Genomic DNA, 13,882 nt, shown 5'->3' on the forward strand with positions numbered 1-13,882 from the left:
TCTAAAATCTAAAATCTAAAATCTAAAATCGACTGACTTCTCTTGCCAGCATTTGTCTGAGCCCTTGCCGCCAGTGGGGAGGATACGTGCCCAAAAGTGCTGATATTTTTACCGTAGATAGGACAGAAAAAGCGGGGCGTTTTGCCGGTGTCGGATATTCGGCGGTGGTGATGGGAATTACGCGCTGAACTTTTAGGGGAAAGCCGAGTTGTGCTGCTTCCTCAAAAATGGCGATCGCAAAATCGTACCAACTACAAACACCGCTATTAGTGTACTGGTAAGTCCCAAAAGTTTCTGGCCCAAGGAGAGGAATAATTTGTGAAGTCGCCGCACCTAAATCCCGAGTCCAAGTAGGACTTCCGATCTGATCTGCTACTACTCGAATTTCTTCCCTTTCCTTTCCCAACCTCAGCATGGTTTTGACAAAATTACCTTTGCCACCGTTGCCGTAAACCCACGCGGTTCTAATAATAATATGTCGGTTTCCCGATTTGAGAATTGCTGCCTCGCCTGCTAATTTCGACTTGCCGTAAGTTCCCAGTGGATTCGTAGAATCTGTTTCCAAATAAGCAGAACCGTGGCTGCCGTCAAATACATAATCAGTAGAAAAGTGAATCAAACTTGCTCCCTGTTTTTCGCATTCTTCGGCAAAAATTCCTGGGGCAATAGCGTTGACTGCATATGCTAATTCTGGTTCACTTTCGGCTTTGTCTACCGCAGTGTAAGCACCCGAATTGATGACTAAATCCGGTTTAATTTCAGCCATTGCTTGACGGATGCTTTCGGGTTGGGATAAGTCGAGGCGAGTGCGATCGAGCACAATTACCTCTCCCGAAGATAATAAAATCGGCTGCAATTCTTGAGCTAGCTGTCCGCTGCCGCCTGCGAGTAAAATTTTCATGATCAAAACACTTGAGCTGTTTTCAATGTTTGTCCAGCTTGGTCTTTAGCTGATAAGATTGGTTTGGCACCATCTAGCGGCCAGTCGATCGCCAAATCGGGGTCATTCCACAGGATACACCGCTCGTGTGCCGGTGCGTAATAATCTGTAGTTTTGTACAAAACTTCAGCCGTCTCGGAAACCACTAAAAAACCGTGTGCAAATCCCGCCGGCACCCAAAATTGCCGTTTATTTTCTGCACTCACCAAACACCCCACCCACTTTCCGAAAGTCGGCGAACTTTGTCTAATATCCACCGCTACATCAAATATTTCGCCAGCAACTACCCGCAGCAATTTTCCTTGAGGTTGCTGCAGTTGGTAGTGCAAACCGCGCAACACATTTTTAGAGGATTTGGAATGATTGTCTTGAACAAATTCGGCTGTCACGCCTGTTTTTTCGACAAAAGCTCGGTGATTGAAACTCTCAAAAAAGAAACCGCGATCGTCTCCGAAAATTTTCGGCTCAACGATCAGAACTTCCGGTATTTCGGTAGATATAACATTCATAGTTAGCTGTGAAAGTGATAAACTCATACTCAGTCTAGGCTATTTTACTATGAAAACTGACACATATCTCAAAAAATTGTATGCCAACCGCTTTGATTCGCGACAAATGCAAGCGAAGGTGGCACTATGGAAAGTTTTAATTGACGACTTCTTACAAAATTATGTTCCTCCCGAATCAGCGGTTTTAGATATAGGCGGCGGTTACTGCGAATTTATCAATCAAATTCGGGCTAAAAAAAAATATTTAATTGATCTTAATCCCGATTCAAAGTTATTTGCTAATGCTGATGTAAATGTGCTTAATATTGATGTGTTGAATTTAGAAAATTACACATCTTTTACCGAACAGTTCGATAGTATTTTTATCTCAAATTTTTTTGAACACCTCCGCAACAAAGAGGAACTTGTAGAAATTATCTCTTTTTGCTTCGAGGCCCTCAAGCCTAGCGGTTCTCTGTTGGTAATTCAGCCTAATTTTAAATATTCATACAAGGAATACTACGATTTTATCGACCATCAATTACCGATAACGCATTTATCGCTACAAGAGCTTTTACAAACTGTCGGGTTTGAAATCGACTTAATTATACCGAGATTTTTACCCTTTTCGACGAAAGGCAGACCGGCCTCGCCCTTGCTGTTAAAAATTTACTTAAAATTGCCTTTGTTGTGGCGTTTTTTGGGAGGGCAAATGTTTGTTAAAGCATCGAAACAAAACAATAGAGGCAGAGCCTCATGACAGGCAATCCTAGTCATATGCAGGCAGAGAGATTCATCTGCGTTTAGCCGCGTTTATCCCCCTGTACCTGCCATTAAAAAAATCCCTACAAAATCGAACTTAAAACCACCTCATTAGCAGCAATCCAATCATAAATATCCTGCAAAGCTGCTTCCGGCCCAATAACAGGCCGCCATCCTGTTTTCTCCATCACCCTAGAAGAATCAGTAATAAAAATCGGAATATCCCCCGCGCGTTCCTCCAAAACAGGATTAATTGAAATCGATTTACCCGTAATCTTTTGGCACAAATCAGTTGTCTCAACCAAAGAAAGACTGTTGCTAAAACCACCGCCTACATTAAAAACTTCGCCGTCAAATTTAGCAAAATTTTCTAACTGATAATTAACTAACCTCAACAAATCTTCCACGTGCAGCAAATCCCTAACCTGCTTCCCACTGCCACCAAAACCGATATAACTCAGCGACTTTTGAAAATAGTGAGCCGCCACCCACAAACCGCAAACTCCCTGATCTACTTTACCCATTTGCCAAGCACCAGTAATTAACCCGCAGCGGTTAATAATTGCGGGTACATTGTATGCTTCCCTGTATTCCTCAATCAGCAATTCCGAAGCTAATTTAGTGGCTCCGTAAAGCGAACGGTGTCCTTTTAATGGGAAGTCTTCTGATATGCCCAACTCAGATATACCGGGTAAAGTTTGCTCAGGGGCGATCGCAAATCTATTGGGCAACTCTAACAGTTTAACAGATTTGACACTGGCGATCGGATAAACCCGACTCGTAGACAAAAACAGCAAACTCGCACCCGTTTGTCTCGCCAACTCCAAAACATTCACAGTGCCCAGTAAATTCGTCTGCAAAACGTACTGAGGCGAACTAAAACCAGCCAGCACAGAAGGTTCCGCAGCACAATCTATAATGCAGTCAGCATTCAGTGCAACTGGATCTAAATCTGCCGCTGTGCGAATATCCCCGTAAACAAACTGAATACCGCAACTTTTAAGGCGAGGCAGATTCAATTCTGAGCCCCGGCGACGCAGGTTATCTAAACAAATTATTTGCCATTCCGGGTGCAGTTTCTTCAGGCCAATTGCCAAACAACTGCCGATAAAACCCGCACCACCAACAATTAAAATTTTATCAGGCATTCACTTTCAACTTTGCTATCTTTCTAGTCCGGTGGTAGTCGCCGCGAGACAGATGTTTTTCGAGCCAGACATACAAGACAATAAACAAATATCGACTGCCCATCTCTTTGATTTTCAGCTTAGAAATACCAGCAGTCCGATTGTACCACCTCAGAGGAATCACCGTATAAGAAAAACCCCGAACAATTGCTTTTAAAGGCAGTTCCACTGTCAAATTAAAATGATGGCTCAGAATCGGTTGCACGCCTTCAATTACTTCTCTGCGGTAAATTTTAAAAGCATTGGTGACATCGCTGTACCGCAAGCCGAAAATACTTTTGACAAACCAGTTTGCTAAGCGGTTAATTACTAACTTGTGAATGGGATAATCAACTATAAAACCACCTTTGATAAAGCGGGAACCGAAAACGCAATCATATCCTTCTTGCAACTTGCGGTATCCTGCTACCAAATCCATCGGATCGTCGGAAGCATCCGCCATCACAATTGCCGCAGCATCTCCGTCAAATTCCACCAATCCCCGACGCACCGCAAATCCGAAACCGTTGGGAGGTTGATTGTTGATGTATCTCACTGTGGGAAAAGTCTCTGACAACTCCTGGCAAATATCAATAGTTCGATCGACACTATTGTCATTCACAATCAAAATTTCGTGCGGAATGCCTTCTAAATCGAGCGTCTGGGCGATCGCCCGCACAGTACCGTACAAACAGCCCTCCTCATTGTGGGCTGGTATAATCACAGAAATTTTCACTCCTCATCCTCCGCGCAACTCGACAAACTGGTTGTCAACAGGATTATACACCCAAGCTTTAATTTCTGTTTGGGCGATCGGCAAATTATTATCCGACAAATCAACAGCCCACCTGGCATTATTGTATAACTCAGATTTTAAACTCTCAGCAATGTCGGGACTGTCCAAATTTACATAAGCGTTAGCAAAAAAAGATTTTTTATCCCCGACAGATAGCAGTACAATATTGGGCTGTTGCAATTTTTCTGGCAAAACCGCCCAACCAGCAGCCTTGACAGCCTCATTTTGCTTAACAGTCAAGGATTTATCGCTAGTTTGAGGTTTGTCTAAATAACCGTAAACTTTCTCCGTATTAGAAATAAACTCTACATTTTTCGCGAACTTGATCCAACCTATTTTGTCGATAATTGCAGCGCCTTCTCTCACCAGCCAAGTTTTTTTGCTCAGCACCCTCAAACAGCTTTCCGGCGAATTATCAAAAAAATCCGACGGTTCCAGATAGTTAATTAACTGCAAACAATCTTGAGCGCCTTGTTTGTAAATAACTGCTAATCTAGTTTGGGCGATCGCCTGCTGAGAGTTAAGAATAATTATCCCAATTAACAGCCCTGCTAACACCCGATAAACAAACTTATAGGTGCGATTTATGGTAGCAATCTTACCTCGGACAAACAATTGACCGAGCTGAACCAAAGCAATTAACAGCAAAATCGAATTAGTCGTATATCTCGACGATTCGATCGCCTGAATCGCCCCAAATTCGGCCCTACCAGCCGTAATAAACAGAGCAGATAAAACCGAAAACAAGGCTATTGACAGCCAAGGTAAAGCCTCACGATGCTCGGTAATCTTTCTCCCAAAGTGGAACACAAAAAATAAGAAACTTGCAAATATTAGCAATCCAACTAATGCTGAAATTCCAGGCGATCGCACAATTGGCGAACCCAGCAAACTTAAAAAGTAATCAATCACCACAAACGGCTTATTCAACAATGAAATAATACTTGCTTTCCGACTAGGATGATAATCAATTGAGTAAACAGCACAAGTTGTCGCAAACAGCAGCATCCAGACAATAAGTCTTTTTCTTTTCTGCGCCGCATTTCCTTCTACAGCCGCCACAGCGGGAATTGCAGCCAACCAAGACAGCAAGCCTTGCGCGAGGGAAAAACTCGCAACAAAGCAGAATACAGCAGCAATAAAGATTCTAATATTAGGCAATAATTTGTGATTTGAAACCAGCGCATAAACCGCAGCGACAAAACACAAATTGACTAAAAACCACGCTAATTGAAATCCCCACAGCCAGTTTTCGTGCTGAACTAGAGAGAAAAGCAAAATACAAGTTAAAATATTAGCTAAATGCCACAAATCATCCCCAACATTCTTAACTTGCATTGAGGATAACTTGTACATAGCGATAAAAGTTATCGCAGCCAAACCTATGCTGAGACACAACTGATAATTAATATTCCATCGGGAAGCAAAAGCCAGCACCGCAATAATTATTTTAGGGAAAAGTATGCGGTGGTTGCTGTGCAAAGCCCAAAAATCGTTAAAAGTTACATTTCCCGCAGCTATTTTTTCAAAAAGGCTAGCTAACCTCCACTCGTCATCAACGGGAACGTTAACGTTAAAATTCGATACAAATCCGATTAATAAGAGGACAGGAATTAGATATAAAGTAAATAATATGATTTTTTTCATTAATATCCAATCCGGTAGCATCGGAATTGTAAAATCTAGTCATATCATGTCCGATCGATTAACCATAATATCCCGGTCAGGGCGGGTTTTTGAGAGTGTAAATTATTCGCAAGTATTGTTGGCTCACGGGCCCCTACAAAAATCGCGATCGCTCGAACGGACATGATATCATCAGCTTTTCGACTGAAAATCAACAGTAAACCGTCAACGGTCAACGGTCAACGGTCAACCGTCAACCGTCAACAGTAAACCGTCAACTGTTCGCTACTTAATAGTCTTGAACGTATCCATTTTCCCAGTAAATCGGTTAATAAACATCTGCAAAACAGTCCGCTTGCCGATATTAATATTAGAACTCACTGCCATTCCCGACTGCAAGTTAACCTCCACTTCATTTGCCTTGCCCTTGTTCAAAACAAACTTCTGATTTTTGAGCTTAATTTTGGTTTTGAAAGCATAGTATTTCCGCAGTTCAGTAGGAGGCTCAGCATCGCTGCTAATCTCTATCACTTCACCCTCAGCAGTACCAAACTCCATCGCCGGGAAAGCTTCTACATTCACTTCCACAGGCACGCATTGGTATTTCGTCAAACCCAGTTTCTCTCTGTTAATTTCCTTCTCTGGACAAACGCAAATTTTACCTGTTTCGCAGTCAATCTTTTCTCCGTCTAATTGCTTGCCGTGATACGGCTCCAATTTGGCCCGCTTCTGTCTCAAAGCATCCAATACCAGAGCCACATTGCTGTTTTCCAGGTAAACAACTGCTTCCAAACCGTTGTCGTCATCCAAAACTTTAAGCAGCTTTTCAGTTTGCTGTGCTTCGTAATAAGCTTCTTCGCAGCGTGCTGGGCGCGGTTCGCCCGGTTTCACCACCGAATTAATAATGGATTGGCATATCGGATCTTTCGCCATATCCAACTTAGCTTTCTCCTTCGTAGAAGGCTTCAAATCGAAGATAACACCGGATACCGGAGCTTTCAGAACTTGAGTGTCGCGGTTTTCTTGAGCCTTTTCTAGCTGAGCGTTCACCTCGGACAACTTTTTCAGGTTTTCCACTTTGAAGCGGCTTAGCTGAGAATCGCTGCTGGCAATTTGTTTCTCGTTTTCAGCAATTTTGGTATAAAGTTCTCTCGCCCAGGCATCCTTGGTATTTTTTAACTGTTCTTGAGCGCGGGCGATGGACTCCTGAATGCGCGCTTGCTCTCCTTGCTGGCGCTGTATGTCAGCACTAATTTTTTGGATGTCGCCTTGACGCGCGTTAATTTCGCCTCGGCGCGTATTGATTTCACCGAGGCGCGTGTTAATTTCGCCCCTGCGAGAGTTGATTTCACCTTCGCGCTGCTTGATTTGATCTTGCTGTTTGAGAACGTCGCTTTGGCCTCTGAAAACATCTTGTTCTTGACGTTCTTTTTGCAGTTCAGCGATGGCTCCTTCCTCCACCAGGGGGGCGAGTCGGCCTAGAATGTTTTGATTCGACTTCAATACTTGTTGCGATTTCGCTAACTGTTCTTGGGCCAAATCTCTCTGAGCCAGGGCGGATTTTACTTGCTCTTGCGAAGAAGCTAACTGCTGCTGGGCATAATTTAATTGGTTCTGGGCAAAACCCAATTGTTGCTGTGCGACTATCATTTGATCGCCGGCAGCTTTCTCAGCATCCTGAGCTTGCTTCAGTTGTTTTTCCAACTCCTGAACTTGGCCTTGAGCTGCAGCGACGCGAGACAGAAATTCCGATCGATAATTAACATAAAGTCCTTGCTGAGCAGCATCAAAATTTCCGCTGGCTCCCCGATTGAGGTACAGTTCGTCAATCAAAGCTTGCAGCACTTGATTTTGTGCCGTGAGGCTCTGTCTGTCCCTGATTGTTGATTCTAGGTTAGAAGGAACAGGGCCTTGAATTTTGCCGTTGACAACATCTTCGTAAAATTTATTTTCCTTTTCCAGAGCTTCTTTAGTTTTCTGAACCGATGTTAAATCGGCACTGGGCGCAACAGGGTTGAAAGTGAGCAGAGGCTGGTTTTTTTCCACGCGATCGCCATTTTCAACGTGAAGTCTCACCACAGCGCCCGTAGCAGGTGCTTGGATGTCTCTAGCACCATCTTTGAGTTCCAATTGACCCACAGCGGGGACAGCTTGCTCTACGCTAGCAAAATAAGCCCAAACTACAGCAGAAGTGGTCATCAGCATGATCATCCACAAAAACAAGTGCGACCAAATCGCTGGTTTTTCGAGAATGACTGGTTGCTCAGAAAGTATTAACGATTTCATAGCCATTTGTTAGTTCTCAGTTGTTAAGGGTTAGCGATCAGTTGTGAGTTGTTAGAGATTAGGTATTCGATGACTCTTGTTGTTGGAAGAGGCAGTAGTAACGCCCTTTAAGAGCCATTAATTCTTTATGAGTTCCCCGCTCGACTACAGAACCTTGATCCATCATAATAATTACATCAGCGTTTTGGATGGTAGTCAGGCGGTGAGTAATGAAAAACACCGTGCGGCCGGCGAAAGCTTCTGCTAAGTTATTGCAAACTTGGCGTTCGGAATGGTAGTCGAGGGCGCTTGTAGCTTCGTCCAAAATCAGCAGTTTCGGGTTTTGCAAAATCGTCCGGGCGATCGCCAAACGCTGTCTTTGACCCCCAGAAAGCGAGGAACCACGCTCTCCGACTATCGTATTGTAGCCAGCAGGCAAGCCCATAATAAAATCGTGAGCTACCGCTAATTTCGCAGCTCGCACAATCTCATCCGTACTCGCATCTGGATTACTCAGAGCAATATTTTCCTGCACAGTACAGTTAAACAGCAAAGTATCTTGCAACACCACCCCAAGTTGGCTGCGGAGCGAGTACAGTTCCACCTTAGAAATGTCATAGCCGTCAATAAAAATCCGGCCCGACAGCGGCGGATAAAGACGCTGCAACAGCTTCATCGCCGTACTTTTACCGGAACCGCTTCCCCCCACAATTCCCACAAAACTGCCAGCGGGAAATTCCAAATTAACATTAGCCAATTGCAGTGCCCCGCTCTCCAGGAATCGGAAGGAAACCTCCTCATAGGTAACCTGCCCTTGAATTGCCGGCAGCGGGATATTGCTGCGATCTTCATCGCTGGTTTCCGTCGGCGTATCGACCACATCCTTGAGCATATCGATCGACATCGAGACTTCTTGGAAACTCTGCCAGACGCTCACAAAACGCAGCAGCGAACCAGTCACGTTCCCGGAAATAATTCGGAAAGCAATCAACTGACCCAAAGTAATCTCATTTCCCAGTACCAAATAAGCTCCCACCCACAACTGAGCTAAGTTACCCACCTGGTTTAAAAAGCTGCTAATCGTACCGGCCGTAGTCCCCGTGATAATTGTTTTAAAACTGGCTGTAATGTATTTTGCGTAGCGGCTCGACCACTCCCAACGGGATTTCAATTCAATATTTTGAGCCTTAACAGTTTGAATCCCGCTGACTACTTCCACTAAATAAGATTGAGAGTCAGAAAAACGCATATTTCTCTGTTTGATCAGGCGCAGCACCAGCGGATTGATTAGAACAATCATCAGCCCCAGTACCGGTACCACTGCCAAAGATACAAACGTTAGCTGCACGCTGTAGGAGAGCATCACGGCGACGTAAACCACCGAAAATACCGCATCGAGAACCACTGTCAGAGCTGTACTCGTCATGAATTCCCGAATCTGGCCCATCATGCTGAATTTGTAAACCAGATCTCCGACGCGCCGATTGTCAAAGTAATTTTGGGGCAGCCGGAGCAAGTGGTCGATGACTTCTGCACTCAATTTGACATCAATGCGGTTTGAGGTATCTATAAACAAAAAGGTACGCAAACCGTTGAGCAGTCCTTCAAACAGGGCAACACCTAACAGAAATGCACCCAAAATATCCAAGGTGTCAATGCTGCGCTGACCTAATACTTTATCAATAATTACTTGGCTGATTAATGGGTTGGCAAGACCAAATAACTGTACAAAAAACGAAGCGAGCAACACCTCAAAAAACACTGTCTTGTGTTCCATCAGCGCCGGCACAAACCACCAGAAGCTGAACTGCTCTTTTTGTTCGACTTGCGGAGCTTGCAGCAGCAGGACTTCTCCTGATTCTCCCCAGATTTCTTTAAACTGAGGTATCCGCTTCCGCATTAACCCTTTTTCGGGCGTGGCCATCACCAATTCTTGCTCGGTGATGCTGTAAATAATGGCAAAGCTGGTTTCCCATTTAATCATTACGGGAGCTTTGATGCGGTTGATGGCTTCTGCGGGCACTTGCGCCAATTGGGGCGTCAGGCCGATGCTTTGGGCGATCGCCCCGCAGGCTTGCATACTGATAGAACCAGCGGTTTTTAACTGATTTTCTAGAACTTTGCGGATGATATCTCGACGAAACTTGAGGCCGAAATACTTGCTCAACATTTGGAAGCAAGCAAGCGGGGCCTCAATCTGCCCTTTGGCCCGGAAAACTGGGTATCTCCCGGCATCCTTTGGTTGGTCGGTTTTGGGTTCTGGGGGACGATCGGGGGCGTCTATAACCGCGATCGAGGTTCCGTTGGGCGGATTCTGCCCAGAGCCTCCTGTCTCTGTCGTGCCATTTAATGGGTCTGTTTCGGGTTGGGCTTCGGGGGGTTCCCGGAAGCCGACCAAGCGAGCGCCGAGGCGGCCTTCTACTTTTAAGGATTTGGCTGCGTTTTCCACAGAGAAGCGGCTGCCGGTGGGAAAGTCGCCCAAGACGCCGCTGCTGACGAGCCAAATTCGATCGGCATCTAGCTCTTTGGCGATGTCTTGAGTTTTTTTGTTGCCGTTTGGTACGTTGACAACTGTCGCATCTTGCCAAGCTTGCAGGGTGAGTTCCTTGAGATTGGAAGTGCCGTCGGCTTGGCGCTGCAATTCCAGGCTCAACAGTTCAAATACTTCGCTCAAGGAACAGTGTTCGCGAAAGGATTCTCCAAATGTCGGCTGTTTTTCCAGTACGCTCAGGAAATCTTCGGCAGGTAGGACGATCGCGATCACATCTGTAGAGGCGATCGCGGTTTCGCAGGGAACCCCCCTGAGCAAGCCAGCCCAGCCCAGGATTTCCTTCGACTGCACCAAGCGTAAACTTACGTGGCGCTGCGAGCGCTGGTCAAAGCCCAGCAGCCGGGCCTGGCCTTGATAGATAATTGCCACCTGAGTCGGCATTTTTTCCCGTTCAAACAGGGGTTGCCCCGTCCGGTAGCCAAGGAGTTGGCATTTAGCCACCAAGGCTGTCAGAGCCGTCTCTGACAGTCGGTCAAAGGGAGGTGTTTGAGCTAGGAAATCCTGAATTTGGGAGAGGGAAACAGCGGAAGAAGTCATCCAATTTTAGATTTTAGATTTTAGATTTTAGATTGAATCCAGGGGGTTTTTGTCAGGATGCTACGCTTTTTCAAGTCTCCACGGATAAATCCGGGGGCCCCTGACCCAATTGCTGGATTGTCATGATATTGAAGACACGGAGGAGAGGGGCTGTAGCGGGCCTATTTGCGATATCTGTTCGGCGAGCCAGCTTTCAAATAGTTCGTTAATCAAGTGCAGCCGCATCGATTCATCAAGCTGGGCCGGCATGAACTTTTCTAGCCGAATAATTACCATCCATTCTGCCAGAGGACGCGGCGTCCAGAGTTGATTTGGCTGGCTGACGGACAAAAGTTTGCTGATTGCCGGGTGGGGCTGGCTGAGGGGTACGGGGCCCAACAAGCCGCCTGACTTGGACTCCGGCCCTTCGGAATAGTCGCGGGCCACTTCAGCAAAGGTTTGTTCCCCTTCGAGGATGCGAAAGTAAAGTTCGTTTGCCAGTGCTGGATTTTTGGTGCGTACCAGGGAATAGACTACGTGGTCTAGGCTGGCTTTGCGGGTTAAAAAATAATTATCTACTTTAGGTCTCCAAGTTGCTTGCTTAAATTTTTCGATCAGCAAGGGCCTAACGGCCATCTCTTGAAGTTCTTCTTCCGTCATGTTTTGGCTACGCAGCCAAGCTTCTTTGGCTTCCGGGGCTGTCAGTTGGTGTTGTGCCAGAAAGTCAAGGACGGCGGATTTTCGTTCTTCGTCGCTGCAACTAAAGGATGCGATCGCTTGGTCTACTATTACACCCCGCAAGAATTGTGGCATCAACTGATACCGCTTCAGGAGCGATGGCATATCTTGAGCTTGCAATAATTTATCGCCTATTTGAAAAAGTCCTGTCATTTTTTTATCTCCAACTGACTTGCGCTTCCCCTTTTAATTTAGCTGTGGCAGGAAAAGAGCGACAACCACTAACCCCTCGATTCCCCGATGATAGCAGACCGTCAGTGGGCTAGCGCTATTGCTGTCTATTTCTTGACGCTCTGCCTAGCGAGGGGTTCCCCGCGGGGCTCAGAATGGTAACGGGATGCGAGAGTGAGAGAGTGGGAAAATCTTCCCTCAACATCTACCCGTTAAATCCCGTACACTGCTTAGTTGCTGAACTTCCTTCTTCCTTCTTCCTTCACTCTCGGAATAGTCTTTCAAAGAGTGCTTCGAGTTGGGTCGAGCAAGCGCGACTGTCGAGATATTTGGGGTTTGCCGCCATTTTTTGCTGGATTCGCTCGCGGTAGTGCCGGCGCAGTTCTGGGCTGGTTCCCAGTGCTGTGTTCAGCTCTAAATAAGAGTTCTCGCTGTCAGCTACCAGTTCCGGAATTAGTAGTTCTTCGAGGACTGCGGCTGATTGTCGCGATCGAGTTTTTTGCCCTTTTCTTACCACTACAGGCAACCCCACCAACAGGGGTTCTGCTAAGAAGCAGCCACTGCTGTATGGATAGGAGTCTAAATATATATCAGCCAATTCCAGACATTTTATGCAATCTGCGCGAGATGGCAGCGCCTTAATCACAACTAAGCGCTTTTTGTCAATCCCAAATTCGGCAAAGAGCGATCGAATTTGGTTGTAAAAAGGCACCGTCGGATAGTTTCCATTGCGGGAACTAAAGGGATACAAAACTAAAATAGAATTCGGTACGGCAGCAATAATTTTTGCCCAAGTTTCTCTCAATTCTGGGATAATTGTCCAAGCTTGAGCGCCGGACATGAACACTACAGATTCGTCGGTGGCTCCCCAACTCCTGCGAGTCGGTTCAACTGTGGCAGGTGCTGACCCTACAGTATAGCTTACACAAACTCCCGACCCTTTTAAAGTAATTAATTTTTCGCGAAACTCTGCAGCAGCACCTGCGGGCAATGTCAAATCTCCAGCAATGAAATAATCGATATTTCGGGTGCCGGTGGTTGCGGGGGTTGATGCACCGGTAGCGATTTGCACCCGCGCTAGTCGGTGCAGGCACAGCAGCGCGCTTGGTTGAGAAGTGTCGGTAGTATTGGTGCAGATTAGCAGAATATCTAAATCGTGCGATCGAATTTCTCGGACTTGATTGGGCAAAGTTTCTGACAGTTGCACCAGTTTGTCAGCGCAATTTTCGCAATATTTCCCCAGTCGCTCGTCTTGTACCTGGAAATAGTACACAATAATTTCAAATTTGCTTCTGTCTAAATATTCAAAACTCGCAATTGCAGCACGAGTCTCGGATTCCTCACTAATTTTATCCAGCAAAAAGCCAACTCTGATTTTAGTTCTTTCAGGTTCTCTCTGAGGAAAATTCCATTCTATTTGACTGCCGATATTTTTCAAATGAAATTCCAGAATATCAGCTCGCTGACTCAATATATTGAGCAGATTGACCTCGTCGCTCAAATACAAAGCTTGGAAGCTAACACTTTTGGCAATAAAAGCTGCCAAATAACGCCAAACTTCTGAATCTGGAAAACTGGCGATATTAGCAGCGACGTACTTGATTAACTGCTGGAAATATTCAGAGTAACTTTCTACTTCCGACTTGGGTTGAAACTGATATCTTGCACCCTTCTCAATTACTTGTTTAGGAACAGGCAAGATGCCTGTTCCACCAGCAAATTCATCTTGTGTGGAACCAACAGGCAAGATGCCTGTTCCACCAGAAAATTCATCTTGTGTGGAACCAACAGGCAAGATGCCTGTTCCACCAGCAAATTCATCTTGTGTGGAACCAACAGGCAAGATGCCTGTTCCACCAGAAA

General features: G+C 45.6%; 10 protein-coding genes. 1 reads left to right on the plus strand and 9 read right to left on the minus strand.

From position 1 onward, the window contains the following. Positions 1-22 precede the first annotated feature (22 nt). Together rfbD and rfbC are read right to left on the minus strand one after the other, a co-directional pair. Positions 23-901 carry a dTDP-4-dehydrorhamnose reductase gene (rfbD, locus tag QT984_RS17295; protein WP_333271740.1) on the minus strand — a complete coding sequence of 293 codons (879 nt, stop codon included), beginning with the start codon at positions 899-901 and terminating at the stop codon, positions 23-25. A 2-nt stretch (positions 902-903) separates the two neighbouring features. Beyond that, positions 904-1,449 (minus strand): dTDP-4-dehydrorhamnose 3,5-epimerase, encoded by a 546-nt coding sequence (rfbC, locus tag QT984_RS17300; RefSeq protein WP_333053480.1) that lies wholly within the window; start codon positions 1,447-1,449, stop codon positions 904-906. A 49-nt stretch (positions 1,450-1,498) separates the two neighbouring features. Between rfbC and QT984_RS17305 the strand changes: the two genes are divergently transcribed. Further along, positions 1,499-2,188: a methyltransferase domain-containing protein gene (locus QT984_RS17305; RefSeq protein ID WP_333237285.1), complete on the plus strand. Its 690-nt coding sequence runs from the start codon at positions 1,499-1,501 to the stop codon at positions 2,186-2,188. 85 nt (positions 2,189-2,273) lie between these two features. Here QT984_RS17305 and QT984_RS17310 read toward each other — a convergent pair whose 3' ends face one another. From QT984_RS17310 to QT984_RS17340, 7 genes are all read right to left on the minus strand, one after another. Further along, entirely contained in the window at positions 2,274-3,338 is a 1,065-nt protein-coding gene (locus tag QT984_RS17310) for an NAD-dependent epimerase/dehydratase family protein (RefSeq protein WP_333053357.1), read from the minus strand. Beyond that, a complete protein-coding gene (locus QT984_RS17315) occupies positions 3,331-4,092 on the minus strand; it encodes a glycosyltransferase family 2 protein (RefSeq protein WP_333053356.1) in 762 nt (253 codons plus the stop codon). The genes QT984_RS17310 and QT984_RS17315 overlap by 8 nt, the downstream gene beginning before the upstream one ends. Before the next feature lie 3 nt (positions 4,093-4,095). Then, positions 4,096-5,799, minus strand: coding sequence for a hypothetical protein (locus QT984_RS17320; protein WP_333053355.1), 1,704 nt, complete (start codon positions 5,797-5,799; stop codon positions 4,096-4,098). Between the two features lie 264 nt (positions 5,800-6,063). Beyond that, positions 6,064-8,064 carry a chromosome partitioning protein ParA gene (locus QT984_RS17325; RefSeq protein ID WP_333053354.1) on the minus strand — a complete coding sequence of 667 codons (2,001 nt, stop codon included), beginning with the start codon at positions 8,062-8,064 and terminating at the stop codon, positions 6,064-6,066. A gap of 58 nt (positions 8,065-8,122) precedes the next feature. Further along, on the minus strand, positions 8,123-11,131 hold the full coding sequence (locus QT984_RS17330) for a peptidase domain-containing ABC transporter (protein WP_333053353.1): 3,009 nt from the start codon (positions 11,129-11,131) through the stop codon (positions 8,123-8,125). A 120-nt stretch (positions 11,132-11,251) separates the two neighbouring features. Further along, positions 11,252-12,001: a peptidylprolyl isomerase gene (locus tag QT984_RS17335; RefSeq protein ID WP_333053352.1), complete on the minus strand. Its 750-nt coding sequence runs from the start codon at positions 11,999-12,001 to the stop codon at positions 11,252-11,254. 280 nt (positions 12,002-12,281) lie between these two features. After that, a partial coding sequence (locus tag QT984_RS17340) for an O-linked N-acetylglucosamine transferase, SPINDLY family protein (protein WP_445299467.1) occupies positions 12,282-13,882 on the minus strand: 1,601 nt, incomplete at its 5' end.

This window comes from Microcoleus sp. Z1_B2, from assembly GCF_036700325.1.
Classification (GTDB): Bacteria; Cyanobacteriota; Cyanobacteriia; order Cyanobacteriales; family Microcoleaceae; genus Microcoleus.

What these genes read in the sequence shown, in the direction of transcription:
- rfbD (WP_333271740.1), bottom strand. Translation starts at nt 901, where the DNA reads ATGAAAATTTTACTCGCAGGCGGCAGCGGACAGCTAGCTCAAGAATTG.
- rfbC (WP_333053480.1), bottom strand. Translation starts at nt 1,449, where the DNA reads ATGAATGTTATATCTACCGAAATACCGGAAGTTCTGATCGTTGAGCCG.
- QT984_RS17305 (WP_333237285.1), top strand. Translation starts at nt 1,499, where the DNA reads ATGAAAACTGACACATATCTCAAAAAATTGTATGCCAACCGCTTTGAT.
- QT984_RS17310 (WP_333053357.1), bottom strand. Translation starts at nt 3,338, where the DNA reads ATGCCTGATAAAATTTTAATTGTTGGTGGTGCGGGTTTTATCGGCAGT.
- QT984_RS17320 (WP_333053355.1), bottom strand. Translation starts at nt 5,799, where the DNA reads ATGAAAAAAATCATATTATTTACTTTATATCTAATTCCTGTCCTCTTA.
- QT984_RS17325 (WP_333053354.1), bottom strand. Translation starts at nt 8,064, where the DNA reads ATGAAATCGTTAATACTTTCTGAGCAACCAGTCATTCTCGAAAAACCA.
- QT984_RS17330 (WP_333053353.1), bottom strand. Translation starts at nt 11,131, where the DNA reads ATGACTTCTTCCGCTGTTTCCCTCTCCCAAATTCAGGATTTCCTAGCT.
- QT984_RS17335 (WP_333053352.1), bottom strand. Translation starts at nt 12,001, where the DNA reads ATGACAGGACTTTTTCAAATAGGCGATAAATTATTGCAAGCTCAAGAT.